Annotated in this window: 16 protein-coding genes; 1 reads left to right on the forward strand and 15 read right to left on the reverse strand. The window is 34.5% G+C overall.

What is annotated here, in order from left to right:
* Positions 1–47: 47 nt before the first annotated feature.
* The 13 genes from H8S00_RS13095 to H8S00_RS13155 all read right to left on the reverse strand — a co-directional run bounded on the left by H8S00_RS13095 (position 48) and on the right by H8S00_RS13155 (position 16,323).
* Positions 48–1,394: a glucose-6-phosphate isomerase gene (locus H8S00_RS13095; protein ID WP_186840704.1), complete on the reverse strand. Its 1,347-nt coding sequence runs from the start codon at positions 1,392–1,394 to the stop codon at positions 48–50.
* A 98-nt stretch (positions 1,395–1,492) separates the two neighbouring features.
* Entirely contained in the window at positions 1,493–2,218 is a 726-nt protein-coding gene (locus H8S00_RS13100; RefSeq protein ID WP_118589618.1) for a hypothetical protein, read from the reverse strand.
* A gap of 142 nt (positions 2,219–2,360) precedes the next feature.
* The gene (locus H8S00_RS13105) at positions 2,361–3,053 is read right to left on the reverse strand and encodes a 5'-methylthioadenosine/adenosylhomocysteine nucleosidase (RefSeq protein WP_118589619.1); all 693 of its coding nucleotides are present in this window, start codon (positions 3,051–3,053) and stop codon (positions 2,361–2,363) included.
* Entirely contained in the window at positions 3,053–3,298 is a 246-nt protein-coding gene (locus H8S00_RS13110; protein ID WP_021952402.1) for a TIGR03905 family TSCPD domain-containing protein, read from the reverse strand. Before H8S00_RS13110 ends, H8S00_RS13105 begins: the two co-directional genes overlap by 1 nt.
* 4 nt (positions 3,299–3,302) lie before the next feature.
* Positions 3,303–4,046: an ABC transporter ATP-binding protein gene (locus H8S00_RS13115; RefSeq protein WP_021952403.1), complete on the reverse strand. Its 744-nt coding sequence runs from the start codon at positions 4,044–4,046 to the stop codon at positions 3,303–3,305.
* Between the two features lie 8 nt (positions 4,047–4,054).
* A complete protein-coding gene (locus H8S00_RS13120; protein ID WP_021952404.1) occupies positions 4,055–4,858 on the reverse strand; it encodes an ABC transporter permease in 804 nt (267 codons plus the stop codon).
* Positions 4,859–5,257: 399 nt separating this feature from the next.
* The gene (locus H8S00_RS13125; protein WP_186840705.1) at positions 5,258–5,701 is read right to left on the reverse strand and encodes a hypothetical protein; all 444 of its coding nucleotides are present in this window, start codon (positions 5,699–5,701) and stop codon (positions 5,258–5,260) included.
* A 36-nt stretch (positions 5,702–5,737) separates the two neighbouring features.
* A complete protein-coding gene (locus tag H8S00_RS13130) occupies positions 5,738–6,406 on the reverse strand; it encodes a hypothetical protein (protein WP_186840706.1) in 669 nt (222 codons plus the stop codon).
* Between the two features lie 33 nt (positions 6,407–6,439).
* Positions 6,440–7,141, reverse strand: coding sequence for a hypothetical protein (locus H8S00_RS13135; RefSeq protein WP_186840707.1), 702 nt, complete (start codon positions 7,139–7,141; stop codon positions 6,440–6,442).
* Positions 7,142–7,167: 26 nt separating this feature from the next.
* Positions 7,168–7,815 (reverse strand): matrixin family metalloprotease, encoded by a 648-nt coding sequence (locus H8S00_RS13140; protein WP_186840708.1) that lies wholly within the window; start codon positions 7,813–7,815, stop codon positions 7,168–7,170.
* A gap of 83 nt (positions 7,816–7,898) precedes the next feature.
* Positions 7,899–9,188 carry a GHKL domain-containing protein gene (locus H8S00_RS13145; RefSeq protein WP_186840709.1) on the reverse strand — a complete coding sequence of 430 codons (1,290 nt, stop codon included), beginning with the start codon at positions 9,186–9,188 and terminating at the stop codon, positions 7,899–7,901.
* Between the two features lie 4 nt (positions 9,189–9,192).
* A complete protein-coding gene (locus H8S00_RS13150) occupies positions 9,193–9,903 on the reverse strand; it encodes a LytR/AlgR family response regulator transcription factor (protein WP_186840710.1) in 711 nt (236 codons plus the stop codon).
* A 183-nt stretch (positions 9,904–10,086) separates the two neighbouring features.
* Complete coding sequence (locus tag H8S00_RS13155; RefSeq protein WP_186840711.1) at positions 10,087–16,323, reverse strand: discoidin domain-containing protein; 6,237 nt, start codon at positions 16,321–16,323, stop codon at positions 10,087–10,089.
* A gap of 335 nt (positions 16,324–16,658) precedes the next feature.
* On the opposite strand from H8S00_RS13155, the gene H8S00_RS13160 reads away from it, so the two are divergent.
* Entirely contained in the window at positions 16,659–18,302 is a 1,644-nt protein-coding gene (locus H8S00_RS13160; protein WP_186840712.1) for a CDP-glycerol glycerophosphotransferase family protein, read from the forward strand.
* A gap of 20 nt (positions 18,303–18,322) precedes the next feature.
* On the opposite strand, the gene H8S00_RS13165 is transcribed toward H8S00_RS13160, so the two are convergent.
* On the reverse strand, positions 18,323–19,723 hold the full coding sequence (locus H8S00_RS13165; RefSeq protein WP_186840713.1) for a prenyltransferase/squalene oxidase repeat-containing protein: 1,401 nt from the start codon (positions 19,721–19,723) through the stop codon (positions 18,323–18,325).
* Between the two features lie 39 nt (positions 19,724–19,762).
* The gene (locus H8S00_RS13170; protein ID WP_021952416.1) at positions 19,763–20,872 is read right to left on the reverse strand and encodes a DUF4430 domain-containing protein; all 1,110 of its coding nucleotides are present in this window, start codon (positions 20,870–20,872) and stop codon (positions 19,763–19,765) included.
* Positions 20,873–20,880: the final 8 nt, after the last annotated feature.

Raw genomic sequence — 20,880 nt, forward strand, 5'->3', positions numbered from 1 at the left:
AGGGAAGCCTCATTTATATATATATATATATCACATCTAAGTTTTTATTATAGACGCTTTAACAACTGTGCTGTTAAATCTTCAAATCCCGGCTTACCAAGAAGTGCAAACATGTTCTTCTTGTAGCTTTCTACACCAGGCTGGTTGAAAGGATTTACTCCTAAAATGTAACCACTTACACCACATGCAAATTCAAACATATAGAATAACTCACCAAGATAAAACTCATTCTGCTTTGGTACGTTTACTATAATATTTGGTACATTTCCATCTGTGTGGGCAAGAATTGTTCCATTCATGGCACTCTTATTAACAAAGTCCATATCCTTTCCTGCTAAATAGTTAAGCCCGTCTAAATCCTCTGCTTCTTTACTTATTTCAATCTTTGCGTCAGTTTCTTCAACGTTGATAACTGTCTCAAACATTATTCTTGAGCCATCCTGAATAAACTGTCCCATAGAATGAAGGTCTGTTGTAAGGTCAACTGCTGCCGGGAAAATACCCTTGTTGTCCTTTCCTTCGCTTTCACCGTAAAGCTGCTTCCACCATTCACCTACATAATGAAGGCTTGGTTCGTAGTTAGCAACAATCTCTACTGACTTACCTTTTCTTAATAATATATTTCTGATTGCCGCATATTTCATGGCATCATTATCTTCAAATTGGCTATTTAATGCTCTCTCTCTTCCGCTTGCTGCACCTGCCATAAGCTGGTCAATATCAGCTCCGCTTACTGCTATAGGAAGAAGACCTACTGCTGTAAGAACTGAGAAACGTCCTCCAACATCATCCGGTACTACGAAGCTTTCATAACCTTCTGCTGTTGCAAGTCCCTTTAAGGCTCCCTTTGACTTATCAGTTGTAGCATAAATTCTCTCTGCTGCACCTTCCTTGCCATATTTCTTCTCTAACTTCTCTCTGAATACTCTAAAAGCAATAGCAGGTTCAGTAGTTGTACCTGACTTTGAAATAATATTAACAGAAAAATCCCTGTCTCCTACTACATCAAGTAAAGCCTTTAAGTATGATGGGCTTATGCTGTTTCCTGCATAGTAGATCTCAGGTGTCTTTCTGATTTCCTTTGAGACATTGTTATAGAAACCATGTCTGAGAAACTCAATAGCAGCTCTTGCGCCTAAATATGAGCCACCAATTCCTATTACAATAAGAACTTCTGAATCACTCTGAATCTTCTGTGCCGCCTTTTTAATTCTCTCGAATTCTTCCTTGTCATAATCTATTGGCAAGTCAATCCATCCAAGAAAGTCATTACCTGCTCCAGTCTTTTCAACTAATACTTTCTTTGCATTTTCTGCAATATCCTTCATGCTTGTCAACTCGTCATCCCCGATAAATGATTTAACTTTTGAACAATCAAGCGTTACTTTAGACATATTTCTTCCTCCGTTGTTTCTCCAAAATCATCCTTAATTATAGGCTTAGAAAACATTTTTAGCAAGACTAAATCCAACAATTATGAAAATCCTGCACATTATTGTAAAAATTCTCCAATAACTTGGTTTAATATTTGCTCTTCACTATCATTTTCACCTATTTTAGATGGTGAAAATTCTTGATTATCAGGCATATTTTTATTATATTCCACATCTATATCATTATTATCCAATATATTCTCAGTATTCTCAGTATTTTCAGTGACAACGCCCTTATATCTGGCACTGTTTTCAAGATTATCCGCCACAGAGTATGCAAGCTCTGACTTTCTATCCTCCACATTAACCATGCGGTCTGTCATTTCCAGGCTAATTGCCACAAAAATTCCAGCCAGCACATAGGAAAATGCTACATTTTTCTGTGCCGAATTATTGTATAAATACCATCCGGCTATAGCTGTAAATCCCATAATTAAAACCACACAATACCTGATAATATTATCAATTTTTCTAATTGGTATATAGAATAGTTTACTTTTGTTAACATAGTGTTTTACAAACAAAAGAGTATTAGGCAATTCTCCGTTTACCTGCCGGATACCTTCATATTTATTTTTAATCTGACGGATAGTTGCATTTTTAGTATGCTGCATGTTCTCTGCCCTTCTAATAAGTTTCCCATAATAATGCCATACTATCCATTTTGTCACAGCACCTAATAAAAAAAGACTTCCTATTATCAACAGAAAGTTCTCTTTATCCATTACCGTTGGTGCCACACTCTCCAACCCTTTTTCTAATTTAGTTATGTAAACTTCCAACATTGCTCATTCCCCCAAATATAAAATAGTTTTAAGACATCCCGTCCAAAATTACTATATCACATTTCAGAGGCATAAGCACTTGTAATCGTTCGTCAAATTATTCTAAAAAATTCGTAGCCGTCCTAAGCTGCTGTACACAATACTACACGTTTTTGATTATCTCATTTAAAAGCAAAATGGAATTAGCTGCTGCCTTCTTTTCAAATGTGGGATAATCCATATGAGCGCCACCATCTGCCTTGTCAGAAATTGCTCTGATAACAAGAAATGGAATGTTATTCAGGCTTGCCACATGAGCAATTGCAGCTCCCTCCATTTCAGCACAGTCACCGCCAAAGCTGTTCTTAAGGCTTTTCTTCTTTTCGTGGGTGCTTATAAACTGGTCGCCGGATACAACCTTACCTTCAAAGACCTTTACATCAAGACCTGCTTCCTTTGCACTCTTTTTTGTAAGTTCCACCAGCTTTCTGTCTGCTTCAAATATAGAAACATCCATATCCGGAATAATTCCCTTCTCATAGCCTAATGCCGTTACATCCATATCATGTTCCTGTGCCACAGTTGATATAACAATGTCGCATATATCTATATCGTTATTAAGGGAACCTGCAACACCTGTGTTAATAACGGCATCCACATTGTATCTGTCTGCCAATATCTGAGTACACATAGCTGCATTTACCTTGCCGATTCCACACTTTACCACTACAACATCTTTTCCGCCAATTACACCTTCATAAAAGTCCATTCCTGCAATTTTATTAATGGCGGGATTTTCCATTTCGTTTTTGAGGCTGTCCACCTCAATGTCCATAGCTCCAATAATTCCTAACATTATTTCTGCTCCAAATACTGTTCCAAGGCAATTGCCAGCTGATCAGGGCATGAAGTTCCCCTGCCATTGCAGTCAATACCTTTTAATCTTTTTATTACTTCGTTAATGTCCATGCCTTCCACTAATGCTGCAACCCCCTGAGTATTTCCGTTGCATCCCATAGTAAACCTTACATTAGTTACTTTATTATCCTCTACATCAAAATCTATAAATCTTGAGCATGTTCCCTTTGTTGTATATCTCATAATTCTATCCTTCTATCTTCTTTCTGTACAACTCAGCCATTTCATTCATTTCTCCTTTTGCAATAAGGTTTCCATGGTCTAATAAAATAGCCTTGTTACATATTCTCTGTACCTGTGCTAAGTTATGTGAAACGAAAAGAACCGTAACACCGTGGTCAAACATAGACTGCATCTTCTTTTCGCACTTTCTTCTAAATCTGGCATCACCAACCGACAAAACTTCGTCAAGAATCAGAATGTCAGGCTCAACTACTGTTGCAATGGCAAAACCAAGTCTTGACTTCATTCCTGATGAATAGTTTTTAATAGGTACATCTATAAACTCCCCAAGCTCTGAAAATTCCAGAATTTCATCATATTTAGCCTCTAGGAATTTACGTGAAAATCCAAGTACCGAACCGTATAAGAAAATGTTTTCCCTTCCTGTATAGTTTGGATCAAAACCTGCACCTAACTCAAGAAGTGGGGCAATATGTCCCCGTCTTACCACTTCACCGGTAGTCGGCTTGTACACCCCGGCAATAATCTTTAATATGGTACTTTTTCCTGCACCGTTAAGTCCCAGAATACCTAATCTGTCACCTTTTTCAAGTTTAAAACTTAAATTTTTTACAGCCCAAAACTCGTTAAAACGAATCTTTTCGCCCTTTATTTTTTTAAATATTAATTCTTTTAAATTGTCTACTTTTTCTTTACTTAAATTAAAACGAATGCTGACATTATTAACTTCAAGTACATACTTTTCCATAACGCCTCCTAAATGTGCAAGATGAATTCATCCTGATGCTTTTTAAATACATACATACCAATTATTAGTGCCACGATACTAAATATTAATGAATATATCATCATAAACAGATTTGAGAATCCATAGCTTACACTTGTAAATATAGACCCCTGCTCCATTAAAATACATCGGAAATTACTAATAATACAATATATCGGGTTGAACTGTAATGCCAAAGTAATACCTGAATTAAGTGTATTTACATAATAGAAAATAGCTGAACAGTACATAACAAGCATTATAACTACTTCCCAAAGGTATTCTAAGTCTCTAAAGAATACACACACTGTAGACAATATCAGTCCCGCCGCAACGCATAAAATAAGTAATATGGTTAGCGGTATAAATATCTCGATTATGTGCCATGTCATCCTTACTCTTAATACTATACACAATGCTGCAAGCACTATAAGTGACAGTAAGAACAAAATGTAGTTATATATAATAGCTGACAACGGATACAGGTACTTAGGTACATATATCTTCTTAATCATCGCCTGATTAGCTCTTATGGAACGCATGGCAATTTTACTTGTACTGGAGAAACAGCTAAATACCAGACGTCCACACAAAATATAAACAGGATATGTTGCATCACCTTTTCCTAATATCTTTCCGAACACAACTGTAAGTACCATTGTTGTAAGCAACGGCTCTAACAATGTCCACACCAATCCTAAATATGATCTTCTATACTTTAACTTAATACCCTTTGTTACTAATTCTTTCAGCAAATATCTGTAATGCCAAAAATTATCTATATATTCCTTCATGTTACCTCCATAATAACCTGCAATACTCGCATATATTATATATTATTTTGTTTTATTGTCAAATTATAATTGAAAAATGACCCTTATCTTATTAGTATACCAAAAAAAGTCCCGGTAGTATATTAAATATTTACTTCCAGGATACATTATTTCAGATTATGACTAACATAATCATTAAAGCTTTATTTTATACATAATTATATCAACAATTATATTATTTTTTTATAAGTTTTAAAATTAAACAAACAATTCCTACTATAATGGCTGCAACAATCAATAAAAAAATACCTAATTTCATATGTATCTCCCTTCTTGCATTAATATTTTTGAAATTTTTAATGGGATTTTTTATCATTTTGTAAATAATAACAGATTGAACCTACCTGTCACAAATCATGTTTATAATTTATATATAATTAATTTTCCATCTCTTTTGACATTAAAGACACTTTTTTCTTTTGAAATATTTTTGATTTTATCATATTCTCCAACATCAAAATCGAATCCTAAATTATTTGGATTTCCATATATCTGATATACAACTTTGTCATCTAGTGTGAATATCATATACAACGTTCCCTCATCTGAAATATTATCATATATTTCATCAGAACTTATGCCAATATACTTTTCTATTTCCGACTTCTCCGTATACGGTTTTACAAAATACACACTATTCCATTGGAAATCTGTCAAACTGTCAAGCCTTACTATGTCACTTTCCTTTTTTTTCAAAAGTGCATCTTCAAGGCTCTTATCTTCTTTTGAACATGAAACCATAAATATAGCCAATATAGTAAACAATAACATTATTGTAACCAATCTATGTATTATCCTTTTCATATCCCTGTATCTCCACTATTTCTTAAAACAAAATCTTTACCTGTCATCCAACTGTTCTTTTATATAATTACTTACTTTATACAAATCTTTAACATCTGTCAAATTATTATATATGCCCTCTTCAAATACTACTTTCCTATTTTTTTCAATAAATAACCAGTACACACCATTTAACAATCCATAATCAGATATATCCTTTAAAACCAGCTTATCTGATCCGCTTTGCACAAAATATTTTTCTCCTTTATCATCGTACTTTACAGGCATAAATATTCCTTCATCTCCAACCTGAAGTTTGCTGGAAATTGTTGCAATTGTCGAATTAATTGGAACAAGAATACTTATCATTTCATTCTTCTTTATTTCTCCTCTAATTACATCGTCAACAGTGACAGTGACAATAGCCCTATAATCTTCCTTTTCACCAACCTTAATTCTTATTGGTTCTATTGATTTTACCTTTCCCCTTACAATATCAGTATCATAATCATTAAAAATTTCATATATAGATACTGCCTGCAAATCATAACTCATTCCCCTACCAATTTCGTTATCCTTTATCGATGTAACCCTAACTCTTCCAGTGGATCTTTTTAATTTATAATCTGATTTTTTGTTATTGAGTAAATATATTCCACCTATTAAAAAAATACAAATTATAATAATTATGACTGCTATAATTTTTTTATTTAATACTTTAAACATTTATACGCTCTCTTTCATAACATTTGTTTTATTTTATTCCTGAATGCAATTATCTATATCATCTTGTTCTAATTCATAAACAACTTTCTCCCCAGCTGAAGCAACATCACTATCTGATAAATTACGAATGTATTTATCATCATATTCTTCTTCAAATATACCCTGATATAATCCTACTGGATTGTATTTTTTTAATTTCTTATTATATGTTGCAAAAACAATATATGTTTCCCCCGTCTTCATAGACGAAATACCATTAACTTTCATATCAATAACTTTTTCATTTATCTCTTTTTGTTTAAACTCATTTTCCCCAATCATTGAATCTTTAGCATCCACTTGTTCTAAATATTCTGCGCAAGTAATGGTTCCCCCAAGAGATTCAAGATGAATCACGTCTGGCATATTATCTCCCTTGTATATTTCCTCAATTTTCACCTCATAGTCCGTGTAAATACTTGATCCAGTTTTTACAAAAGCTTCTTGTCCAATAACATTACATTTAATTATAATATCAGCACTATCACACAATTTGGGAACATCATTGTATATTTCTTCCATATCGCATTTACATTCTAATTCTACCAATATATTTTCATCGTTTGCTTCGACTTTAGAATCATTGTCATCAATATTTCCTTCATTGTTATTTATTAACTTTTCATTATTATAACAAACAAATGATGTACACATAACAATTCCTACCACAAACATTATCATTCGCTTAAGTTTCATATTATCTTATCTCCCATCTAATCATCTTATTTATACAATTTTTTTATGCCTTCAAAATCACACGATTGTACACTTGTTACAGATCTCCCATAAGCTGCTTGGCACATAATTGACTTTTTATTTGTATTATTTTCATCCAATCCAAAACAATGCCCTATCTCATGTGCATATACCGCAATAATTTTTTTTCTATCTTTTTTCTCTAATCCATTATCTAAATTATAGTATATCTGACCATATTTCCAGTTTGATTCATCAGGATCAACACTCGAAAACCAACTCTTTCTAAATACTGTATATGCGTTATATCCCGATTCTTTTCCATCATATGAGCCATATATGTCCACAACACTTTCTGGTCTTTTCGATGTTATATAAAAATTAATATAGCTTGCGTTGTTTGTCCAATTTAACATTGCATCTTTAGCACAGTTATACATAAACCCACTTAAACCAGATGATATCCAATAACGTTTCTGATCCTTTTTACTTTTTCCAACTCCACCCTCAAGATGGTGTTTGTCCTTAAAATACACATATTGTTTTGGCTTTGATTTTGAACTTGTTGCCGCTTCAATATTTACTATAGAATGAGATGATATCGTTATTAAAATTGCCAAAGTAACAATTAATATCCTACTTTCTATCCTCAACTTACCGTTTAAACTCTTCATCTTAAAGCCTCTCTTTCTTTATTCTTAACATCCACAGTCTATATTATTTCTTTTATCCTTTCCATAACTTTTCGACGAACGGTCTATTTTTTCGACAAACGGTCATTTTTTATTTGTATTTCTGAATAAAACATATTATTCTCTACTTTACATAGAAAATTTCCATCATACTTTTTAACTGTCTTTTTTATATTTTTTATTCCAAATCCATGGTTTCTTTTGTCTTGTTTATCTGTTTGAAATCCACTGTACTTTGTAAAACATGTATTCTCAACAATTATATATGTATAATATTTTCCACTTTTTATATTAAAATTAATTAATTTCTCACATTTTTTGTTTATCTTTTTTATTCCCTCAACCGCATTAGACAAAAGATTTGATACCATTATACATAAATCTCTATCCTCAATATTGATTGTTTCCGAAATATAACCTTTAACATTAATACTGCAATTATCTTTAACTGGAATTAGGTAATGATTCAACAATATATTTACTACCTCATTTCCAACATCATAATTATAATTGCTGATTAAATCTAATTCATGTAAGGATTCTGCCACGTATTTATCTAGTGCCTGATATTCCTTCCGCTCCACATAAGATTTAATCTGCATTAATTCTGCCATAATATCATGCCTAAACTGCCGTGTTTTCCCTTCCTTATTTAATAACATTTCAAAATATTCTTTTTGCAATTCTCCGTATTCACTTAAATGTTTAGACCTCTTATAATACTTTTGCTTGGCATTCATAGAATATATCATTATTAACACCATTGTTAAAATAATAATTCCACCTACAATTGCTAATCCAATTGCGACATGAGGGTACCGTATGTCTGCTGCTTCCTGTATTATATATGTAAAATATACAAACATTATAACAATTGTAAACATTACAATAGATAGCAATGCGTTTATTTTTTTCGGTAATATAAAGGCTTCTCTATCTAATTTTTTCCCAATAATTTCATAAAATCCCCATATTAAAATAACAGTAAGTATAATAGAAAAAATACCACTTTGATCGTCATTCATTTTTGTGCATGAATCTATGAAAAAACCAAATATACTCTCAATAATTGACAACAATGGAAATGTGAAGAAAAAGGTGTTTAACATCTCTCCCCATTTTATTTTATAGATTAGCATAACATGTATAAATGACTCCATTGCCGTTATGCATAAAAATATTAATCCGGATTTTTCAGACATACATTGTATAACCATTGCAATAATATCCCCAATTGCTAAACATATATAAATCTTTTTGTTTCTATTTAACTCTCTTTTTCCCAAAAACACGTAATAAAAAGAAAGATATTCCGCAACTATTATCAGACATGCTGCTACATTAATCCACTGCATATTTTTACCCTTCCCAATTTTTATCAAATTCAATTATTTTTTGATGTACCTCTTTATATTTTCTTCGTGAAACAGGTATCCTTCTCCCACCATTTACATATAGCCATTCTTTATCCATATCTAAAACATATAATAAATTAACAATTTTACTTCTGTGTGTCTGTACGAAGATTCTTTGGTCCAATTTTTCCATAAATATTTTTAACGATTCATTTATCTCAAAATCGGTTTTATAAGTATAAATTTTTAAATAATCTTTTTTTGACTCTATATATTTTATTTCTCGTTGAGATATTGTACATTTTTCACCGTTATTAGATACTTCAATTAACCCACTTCCTGCCAAAGAATATATTACGGCACTTAGTGCCTCATAAAATTCCTTTTCATCAACAGGCTTTGTAACAAATCTTTTTGCTCCTATTTTAAAAGCATCTTTAAACCTTTCTCGTTTACTGCTAAGCATTATTATTTGGGGATTATAGCCATTTTTCAATAGTATCCGTGCTGCTTCAATGCCATCTTTATCAGGCATGTCGATATCCAGCATTAGCACATCGTACTCAATACTAAAACTTATAAGTTCCTCACCATTATAGCAATGAAAAACCTTAAACACATATTCATTTGTTTTATCATAAGTTTTAATTAACTCTTCTACTTTTTGATGTATCAATTCTTCATCATCACAAACCAAAACCCTGATTTCCTGCATTCTTCAACTCCTCTTCCGTATAAAAACTTTTCATTCCACAATATATTACCATACATTTTATATCCTGTGGTAATTTTTTACAAAAAACAGGCACAGAAAAACAGGCTCTCCTGCCAACAACCTCAGTCATTAGCAAGAAAGCCTGTTATTTATACCGTTGCCCTGTGTAGGCAATATTCTGTTTTACTGTGCCAGAGTTACTATTTCACTCCATTCAAATTCCAGTTTTTTGTAATCTTTATTTACCACTGATAAAATCTTATCGTAAATAAAATTATATCCCTCAAGAGAATTCATCTTTTTATTCTGATAAATGTAATCAGCAATTTCATAAATTGAAAACTCACTTATTGTACTGTATACATAAGTTCCATCTTCAAGAATTGCATATGCCCTTATTTTATATCCTGCTGTAAGGGCTGTGGCATTTGTGTTACCAAAGGACATTGTTCTTACATAATTTGTGCATGTAGCTGAACCTCCCAGATTGGTTGGAAGCGTACCCTCAGCTGTTGACTGATAATGAATAACTTTGTTGCTTGAAGAATCAATAATCATATCATCATCTGTAACACCTGTACTTTGGTTATTTATGGTTGCGAGACCGTATATAAATCCCCAGCCTGTAACTTTCTTACCGTTTATTTCCGGTTCAACTGCTGCAAGAACCCTGAAACCACCTTCCTTGTTAAATGCCTTATCACTTATCTGGTATCCTAAAACTTCAATATCATCACTTACTACAATTGTATTATCTTCATATAATTTTGCATTCTTTTCCGTGCTTAAAATTGCAACTTCACATATCTGAATACCATATGTCGGTGTTGTAGGATAACATACCTTGACATATCTTACTGCCCCGGTGTTACCTGAAACATCAGTAGCAACGCAATTGTCACTGTCTAAATCATTTGCAGTAATTGTCTTTGAAGTATAAATAGTTTTGAAGTTCTCTCCGTCTTCAGAATACTGAATATTATATGTCCTGCCAACTACAGTATCATTATCATTATTGTCTTTGTACTGTACCAAAACTTCATCAATGGTAGATGCGTCATATTTAGCTCCTAAGTCAATAGTTATATAACTTTCTCCTGAATATCCCCATCCACTTGATATGGCACAATGAGTTCCTCCTGTTGTGAGTTTTCCATCTGTAACACAGTTTTCGTCACCTTCAGCTACTCCCGGGCTTATTTCAAAACTCTTATTAAGTGCCACATTGCACTTGGTACTTGATACCATTTCCTGATTTGTTGCTGCCGGCCCTACAGTTACGTGACATACTGCCTTATGTTCTCCCACCTTAACTGTAATATCAACTTCACCTTCATTTTTAGCTGTAACTGTTCCTGCATTACTTACAGTTGCAATTTTTTCATTGCTTGAGCTCCATACAGCTGTTGTGTCGTCAGTAGTATCTGCCGGATTAATCTTAAGCTCTAATGTTTCCGAAGTTTTCTTCTTCATTGTATAAGTTTCCGGAATGCTGATAGAGGTAATGTGTACCGGTTCCATAACTGTAATCTGACATTCTGCCACCTTTCCACTTGGTGTAGTTGCCGTAACCTTTGTAGTTCCCGGATTTTTACCTGTAATCTTTCCTTCTTCATTTACAGTAACAATTCCTGTATCTTCACTTTTCCATGTAACTGTTTCGTCACTTAATGCTGCTAACTGCATTACTCTTCTAATTGCGATTTTAACTGATGAAGGATTAATTGAAATTGTTCCCGCAATTATAATATCCGATTCTGTTACATCAGATAAAATCATTCCTTTTCTATAAGTAACTGCCTTAACTATAGTTGACTTATTAACCTTTATTGGTTCAACATATGTAGCTGAATCCTCTGTTGGTGTTGAGCCGTCTAATGTATATTTAACTTCGGCACCCTTTACTGCCGTTGACATTGTAATAGTCTGTTCACCTGTATATTTTCCACTAACCGGTGAAACTATAGGTGCATTAGCCTTTAAGGCTCCATATACTTCCATCTCGTAAATTGAGTATCCGTACCGGGTTCCTCTCTTAACACCCTGCATTCTTACATACTGTGCCTTAACTGCTGCAAAGCTTGATGTGATTTCTCCCACCTGTCCGCTTTCTGTTGCAACTGTAGTCCAGTTTTCTCCATCTACAGAAACCTGAATCTGATATTTTTCCGCATAAGCTGTTTCCCATGTAATTTTTACTGTATTAACAGCCTGAACACTTCCCAAGTCTACCTGTAAATATTCATCATCTGCTGACTGTGCCTGCCATCTTGTGCTTCCATCTCCGTCAACTGCCAGTTCTGCCTTTGCCGCACCATCCTCTGATGATGCAGTAGCCGTCTTTCTCAATGCAAGATTATTGCTGCTTTGTACTGTATCTCCGTTGATTTTTATTGATGCTGATGCATAAGCAGAATCTATTGAACCGCTTTTAACTGCAATGGCTTTCAGTACAGTGTCACTTGATACCAATATTTTTCCATTGTACCGGTTAGAAGCTGTAGTTGGAACTGTTCCATCTGTTGTGTAATAAATCTCTGTTCCTTCATCTGATGAAAGTTCAACAAACTGTGTATCGTCAAAGTTCTTTGTTCCTGTTATATTGTCAGCCACTTTTCCATCAGCAATTGCTGTTGCCTTAATTACCGGTGTACTTACCTGAGAAATAGCAAATTCCTCTTTTGTGTTAATTTCAAATGCTACAGTAGCCTTTGAACCTACAGTGGCTGTTCCCACCTTTGTTCCGTCAGCCTTCTTTACGGCAACTGTCTGGGTAACTGATGTAGGATTCCAAACCTCTGCTGTGTACGCCCCGTCTTTAACATATACGGAACCCTGAATATTTCCAACTACCATGTAGTCATTTGTTCTGTGACCGATAGAATCCATTGCTGAAATAAACCATAATGTATTTGCCCTGTCTTCTACCTGAACCTTTGAAACATTTGCCTCAAATTTGTCATAGGCACGCTTTGCATCTGTCTGTGAAAGATACGGCCATGTAATATGCTGCCATCCATTGTCCGGTGTTGCATACTCATCATCATCTGTTATATTTCCCAGTCTCTTTTCTATACTGATTGCGTATGCAGTATCATCTTCCAGACCTTTATAGATTTTTGCACATTTTGTCTGATTCATGCCATAGTTTGTAAGGTACTCCGAAACAGGAAGCCACTGAATACCGTATACATATACCGGCTGTCCTCCAAAATATGTACCATATCCCATTGATGCACCATATATCTGACCTGCTGCCTGGAAAGGATAATCCGGCAACCAGTTATCTTCGTCATAATCAAACCAGTATTGCTCAATTGCATCCATTTCAGTAGTAAATCCATAAGCACCTGCATCTATGTATGTTTTATTCTGAGTTGCCTCGCCCCAAAGGTACATTCCAACCCAGCTAAACAATGCTTCTGAAGCTGATTCCTGGTTGTTACCTGAATCGCTGTCTCCATATCCTCCTGCCCATGAATGTCCTGAATACTGGTCAAAAGCCCTGAACTTGCAGAACATGTTTCCGTCATCTTCCGGGTCTTTTGGATCAGCATAATCTCTTACCAAAAGTTCAATCATGTCTCTGTAATCATTTAAGAACTCTTTATCGTAGGTAGCCAGAACTGCTGCACCAAACATAAAATATCCGTATGTGAAATGGTGGTCACATATTGCGGCGTTTGCGCCGTAAGCACTGTCAGGATAGTAAATTGTTCCCCAATCCTTATTATATATAAGGTAGCATCTGTCATCCGGCCCGTCATAGTTAAACCAGTCAACCATAATGCTCTTTAATTTAGCCAGTAACTTTTCCTTAATTTCCGTTTCACCTAACTGGTCTGCCATTATTGCACTAATTGCCAACGGATGTACATTTTTACCTTCCCAATATGCATCTGATACAGGAGCGGTATTTACCTTAGACGCAACTACCTGATTTAAGTAGTCAATCATTTCCTCTGTATCCATCATGTCACTGTCAGGCTTTGCAAAAGTTGGAAGCAAGCCTGAAAACTGCTGGGTTGTACTATATGTATTAGCCCAGATTGACTTCATATTGCCTCTGATTGATGTATATGTAGCCACCGGTGAATCTGCTGCAGTGCTGTGTTTCCACTGATGTGGGAATAAGCAATGCATAGTTTCATTGGAAAATCCTGCTCTCTTTAAATCTGTTGAAGCAGTATATATAGTTGTAATTTTTGAATTATCATGGTTATACTCGTAATCTACAGTAGTATCTGTAACAAAAGCATATCCATGCTTATAATATCCATCAATATTTTTTAAATCCGTCATTGCGGCAACAGACATATAATTATCAGCCTTTGATGGGAAAGTAACCTTAACCTTATAATTTGATTTTCCAATCATTACTTTAAATGTTGTGCCTGCCGGAACGTTTACCTCAAAGTATGAGCCTTCATTGCCTGCTTTTGTATTTTCCTTATCAAAAGACTTAAAAGCAATGTGATCTGTTGTTATTGTGTCCCCTTTATTTCCAAGAATTGTATTTCCGTTTCCGTCATAAAATTCCTGAATGCTGCTTCCACTTATAAATGCAACTGTGTTATTGCAAAATTCATTGAAAATATATGGTGAACCCTTTACTATTGTTGATTTCATCTGAACTGCATCTTCATCTGTAAGTCCCAGTTCAACTGAATAATCTCCATAATTTTCTACTCTGTCATATCCTGTTTCTGTATCAAAATTCTCCGGTGAAATATAGAAATCTCTTTCTGTCTCTGTACTTTGATCTGTTCCCAAATCATTTTCAGTTCTTGTTCCTACCCATCCTGATGTTGCCAGCAAAATTCCCAGACCTTTAGTTGAAAAACTTGCTTTTAAAGGTGTTGAACATAATAAACTGCTGTACTTCTGAACAAGGGCAGATGACCACCAGCTGTTAGAATCTATAGGTGTTTTAATATTGTCTTCATTAACAAATGTAGGGAGCTTGTTCTTTTCATTGTACATTTCTCCCGTTACATAAGTTCCCTTGCCTGATGCACTTTTTAAAATTTCCTGTTTTGGAAGTTCTGTAATTGTTTCATTTGTCTTGCTGTCACCTTCTACATATTCATACACTGACAACTCTGAAATACCAAAGCCACTTCCGCTTTCTACCTTTGTATATCCTAATACCTTTACATATCTTACATTTTGCTGATACATAGTGCAGTTATCCACCATATATGCGTATCCCTTTTGAACACGGTGAACTGTTTTCCAGTCTTTTCCGTCTGAAGATACCAGAACGTCATATATTTTTCCTGCATCTGCATTCCAATTTACAATAACTCTTCCTATTGTGTATGCCTGTCCCAAATCAACGGTAAGCCACTGGTCTGTACCCTGATAAGATGTAAATGATGTTTCTGTATTTCCGTCTACTGCATTTTCAGCCTTAACATTATTATATGCACTTTCCATTATATTTCCGTCTTCATCCTTCATCCACCACTCATCTCTTATTCCTGAACATGTAACTGTCTTATTAAGAGCAAGGTTTTTGCCATAATTTGAAGGACGTTTTCTTGCGCCGTTAGTTCCATAAACCTGAAATTCATACATTGAACATCCATAGGCTTCCATGGCTCTTTCATTTACTACCATTCTTACATATCTTGCCTGCTTCTGTTCTGCTGAAAGCTCATCAAAGGTAATTGTGTCTTCATACTTGTTTTTGCCTTCTTTAGTTGTCTCCTCAACTGTTGTAGCTTCCTCCGTAAATTCCCCTTCTATTGTTCCTTCTCCTAAAACCTGCTTTGTTTCTTTATCCAAAGCATAAACCATAAGCTTATGTTTTCCTGCGGAAAGAACAATCTGTCCCTGATTTACATTATGACCGGTAAAACTATATCCGTCCGGCGCCTTGGCAATATTTTCTTCACTGTCAACGCAAACCTTATATATTGCTCCGTCCACAGAATCCCAGTTTGCCTGAATTGTGGCATATCCCTTTTCAACCTTTTGAACTGAATATGTAATTTTCAGCCCTGTAGTTTCTCCTGGTTTAGTTGTTTTTCCCTTTGTATATACTGTAGTCCAGTTTTCTTCATCATCTGAAAACTGGATTTCATATGACTTTGCATATGCGGCTTCCCAATGTATAAACAAATGGTCGATATCTGCCTTTTTTCCCAAGTCAACATATAACCACTCATTTGTATCATCACCGGCAGCCTGCCATCTGGTGCTATCCTTGCCATCCACGGCATTTTCTGCGGAATCATTTCCGTTCTGTGAGCTGGCATATACCGGTCTTCCATATGAAATATTATATGGCTCTCCATCCATGGTATCTGCTGCTGATACATTAGTATAGAAAATCTGTCCCTTAGGACAAACTGTTACAGTCATGGCAACGCACAACGCCAGACTGCATGCCTTTTTAAGGAATTTATTCATCATTTTACCTCCGAAATCTTTTCTCCTACTATTAATTATAATTTTTGGTAAATTAGTGCACAAGTGTAAAAAAGTTTTTCCTTAATTTAGAGCATATTGCACAATTTTTTAACTATATATTCTTAATGTTCCACCTGTTTTTATGGTAATAATATCTAAATTATTTTTGGGGCAAAAAAATGTTTTTACTACTTTTTTTGTGCAATTTGTTTTATTATAAATTTTACGTTTTTTTCTTATGGTTTTGTTTGAAAAACCATAAACCTTATACTATAATTTAACTGATGTTAAGTGTAACAAATTTAACTATGATTTTACTATAATTTACGAGGTGTGGTATGAGTGAATATACAGCCACCGTCAAAGATGGCACAAAGGTTAAGTTAAACAGAGGTTTTAAAAAATTTGCTCAAAAATTTCGTATGAGCAAGGATGACAAAATCAAATTTCAATATCATAATTATCTTTCTCTTCCTATTAAAGATAATTATATTTTTTATGAAGCATTTTTAGGGCTTGGTATTTTAGACAGCCCCCGTGCGCTTTTCAATTATTTATTAGATTCTAAGGATGCCAGTCAGTATACCCATGTGTGGGCCGTGGCTGACATTGAAAAAACCGGTGATAATTTAAAGGAATATTCTGAATATTCCAATGTTATTATTGTTCAGAAAGGCTCTGATGATTACTACAAATATTTAGCCACATGTAAATATTTAATAACCAACTCTTACTTTGATTATTTCTTTGAAAAAAGAGTTGATCAGGTTTACATAAATACATGTTGTGGCATTCCTTTTAAGCACGTAGGCTATGATAATCATTCCCAGCCTGTGGAAAACAGCAAGGATTTAGTCCGCAACTTCCTTATGGCTGATTATCTGTTGTCTGCCAACCGTTTTATGACAGACACATTGTACAAGCATGCCTTTATGTTAGAGGGAATTTTTCAGGGAAAGATTCTTGAATTAGGATATCCCAGAATCGATACTATTTTAAATTCCAATACCGCAGTTGTGTATAAGCGGTTGGAGAATTGCGGTTTTGACACTAATAAAAAAATCATTTTATATGCTCCTACATGGCGTGGAAATGTTAATTCCGTTGACTTTAATTTAGATGGCATTAAAGATGCCATTTCAAAAATGTCCGGCGCCATTGATGAAACCCGGTATCAGATTTGTCTCAGGGTTCACTATTATTTGTACGAAGCATTGGCAAAAGACCCTGATTTAAGTAAGTTTTTAGTTCCTTTTACAATTGATACCAGTGAACTTCTTACTGTTACAGATGTTTTAGTTACAGATTATTCTGCAATTTTTTATGATTTTTTAATTACACAGCGACCTATACTTTTCTATCTTCCTGACTACAAGGATTACAGGAAAAGCCGTGGACTTTACATTCCTGCAAAGAAGCTTCCGGGATATGCAACATCCGATGTGGATTTAATAGCTGCTTCCCTTACTGCCATTTGCAATGATCCTGAGCAGTACATGGAATATTACGGAGAAAATTATTATGAATTAATGAAAAAGTCATTAGAAGGTGAAGATGGTGAAAGCTGTCAGCGTATTGTAAATACCATACTGCGAAACAAAAATACGCCAATTGCTGTTAATACCCTAAAAAATTACAAAAAGCAGACTCTTGTTATTGTGGATATTGACACCAATGGCAAAACTTTTTATGACCTATTAAATGAATATCTTGATAATGTAAACTTTTTCGATAATGACATAACTATTTTAGTTACGGCATTTAAGGATACATATAACCGTGAATACTTTAACGCCCTTGCCACTAAAATACGTGTTTTAGAATGGCACAGGCTTCCTTATGAGCTTAAGAGAGATAACAGTTTCTTTACCCGTGAAGTAAGACGTACCCTTGGCAATTCCGACTTTGACGAAGTTAAGTTTATAGGCAAGGTTTCCGAATACTGGGCTGAATTTGCCAATAATGTTATTAAGTTATCATAACAAAAAGTAGCTAAAAACCACTACTTATGGCTTTTAGCTACTTTTTCTTTTTTTATAATTATTACCGTTCCTGCTGCCACTATAACTATGGCTCCCAGCAAAATAATTATTCCATTATTATTCTTTTGTTTTTCCTCACTACTACTGTTTTCCGTTGTTTCCTCAACTATTTTAGTAACAACTATCGTTTCTCCATCTTTTTTCGTTTCAATTTCAGTTTCTACTATGGTTTCATTTTCCACAGTTTTTTTTCCTTTTTTCTTTGACTTTTTAATTGTTGTTGTTTCCGGCAACGTTTTTTCCTGATAATAGGTTGTTGTATTGTTTATTTTTTTCACGGTTTTAGAACTTTTTGAATTTTTGTTTCCTGACCTGTTATTTTTGTTATTTTTATTTTCGATATTTTCCCTTGAATTATCTGCTTTTTTTATTTCAATGCTTTTGTAGGTAATTCCGTCAGACATATCAAAAAGTCTGTTCATTCCTGAAATATTTCTATAATAGGCAGTTAAAGCATACATCGCCTGTTCCGTGGACATCTGATTTATCATTCCTCCCTGAGCATGACTAAATCCACCATTTTTATAATATTTCATTAAACCATCTATTACGGAATTTCCGTTTTTTATAAACCTTGAATCCTTTACACTTACATTTATGGTGGAAATTGCCGTTAAAACCTGTGCCGTACTTTCACAGTTTTTAACATTAGATGTAGCATATCCTCCATCACTTTGCTGCAATTCTCCAAGGCAGTCCACTGCCTTGTCCACAGCTTTTTTTACCCTTTCTTCACTCATATATGGAGCTAGTGCCTGAATTGCCATAGCTGTCATATCTGTGTCAGCTTTTGTGCCACTAAAATTCCAGCCTCCATCGGATTTTTGGTTGTTTAAAATAGTCTTAACCAGCTTTTCCCTTGTTGTAACCTCTCCGGTGTAATTTTTCTCAGGCTTTGGAATATCATAATTTCCACAATCAAGGGCAATTAATCCATAAATAATACCATTTAATCCCTGACTAATAAGCCTGTCATATTCAGCTAATGGTCTTACGAGATTATATCCTGCAAAATTTTCCGGATTTTCCTCTATAGCTGTTAGTGCAATAACAACCCTTGCATACTCCGTATATTTTCTGGAAGATAACTGTCCGTTACAGGATTTCACATATGCCTTTAAATTGCTTTTGTATGTAGAAAGAGTTTCCCGGGTAACGGCTCCATATCTGGCAAGCCCCATTACCATCCATTCCCCGCCTACACTTCCATAGGAAGGTTTTGTTATATTATATTGCTCATAATATGAAATGTCATACAAATACTTATCTGTCTGAGCCTTTGTTAATGCAGTTGCCCCACATACAGGTACTGTACTTATTAGCAATAATATCATTATTACACAGACAATCCTTTTTTTCATATTTGTATAACTCCTTCATTTTGTAACTTAAATAGCTGATTATTTCTTTATCCTTACGGTTTTAACCTTACTCCATTTGCCATATATACGAACTCCGTTAACCACTCTGTAACCACGGACCTTCACATAGCATACCTGTTTTTTCTTTAATTTCTTTGTTGTTATATATGTTTTTGATGTGGTCTTTACTACTGATTTTTTAAAGCTTTTGCTTACGGAATATTTGTACTGATATCCTGTTGCTCCTGATGCTTGGTTTACATAAATTTTAGCCTTGTACTTTCTAACATTTTTAACTGTTTTTATGGAAGCGGTTTTCACTGTAGGATATGTGGGTTTCTTCTTTGCTCCCTGCAATGCTGCCAAAGCATTATCCACATTCTTTTGTGTAGGATTGTACTCCTTTGCTACCTGAAACGCCTTATCATATGCTGATTTAACATTTGGATATGCCATCCAGTAATCTTTCTTTTCGTTAGTTTCCGCCACTTCCTTTAAAAGTGCATCCCTGTTAGCCATCTGGAGTTTAGGAATACCGGTGTAGCTTTCCGTATCATATCCTAAATCAGCTCCATAACCATAAACTGAAAACTGAAGTCGTATAACATCTCCATCTTTTACCGGTATGTAATTAACTGATTCACTTGCCGGCTCATTGTTGATGGTGAACATCCATCCTGCCATTTCGCCATATGAATATTCACCTAATGCATTATTTTCCAACTGATTTCCTATATTTACACTACTTGTAGGTGCCTTATAAGAAACGCTATGCTCCTCACCGTCACTTCCCACATATGTATATGAGTAATCAGGCATGGCTGAAATTTCTTTTGGAATATTCACCGTTCCTGCATCTGCATTATTTATGGTCTTAAGATAAAAAGTCTTTACCCCTGTAGCTGTATAAGTTCCTCCCATACCCTTAAGGGCTCTTTTAAAAATCGTCTTTACATTATCTCCTGCCTTTATTTCCACCTTAACAGGCTCCATGTAAAAGCCCTGACCAATAGTCATTCTTTCTATGTCAAAGGTAACTGTTCCCAGATTTTCTTCCTCTGCACCTTTTACATATCCCGGTGTGTAAACTGATAAAATCATAGCTGCTGCTAAAATTCCCGCAACAAACTTCCTTGCCCATTTGTTCATAAACTACT

It is taken from the genome of Eubacterium segne, from assembly GCF_014287775.1.
Taxonomy (GTDB): Bacteria; Bacillota; Clostridia; order Lachnospirales; family Lachnospiraceae; genus Eubacterium_G; species Eubacterium_G segne.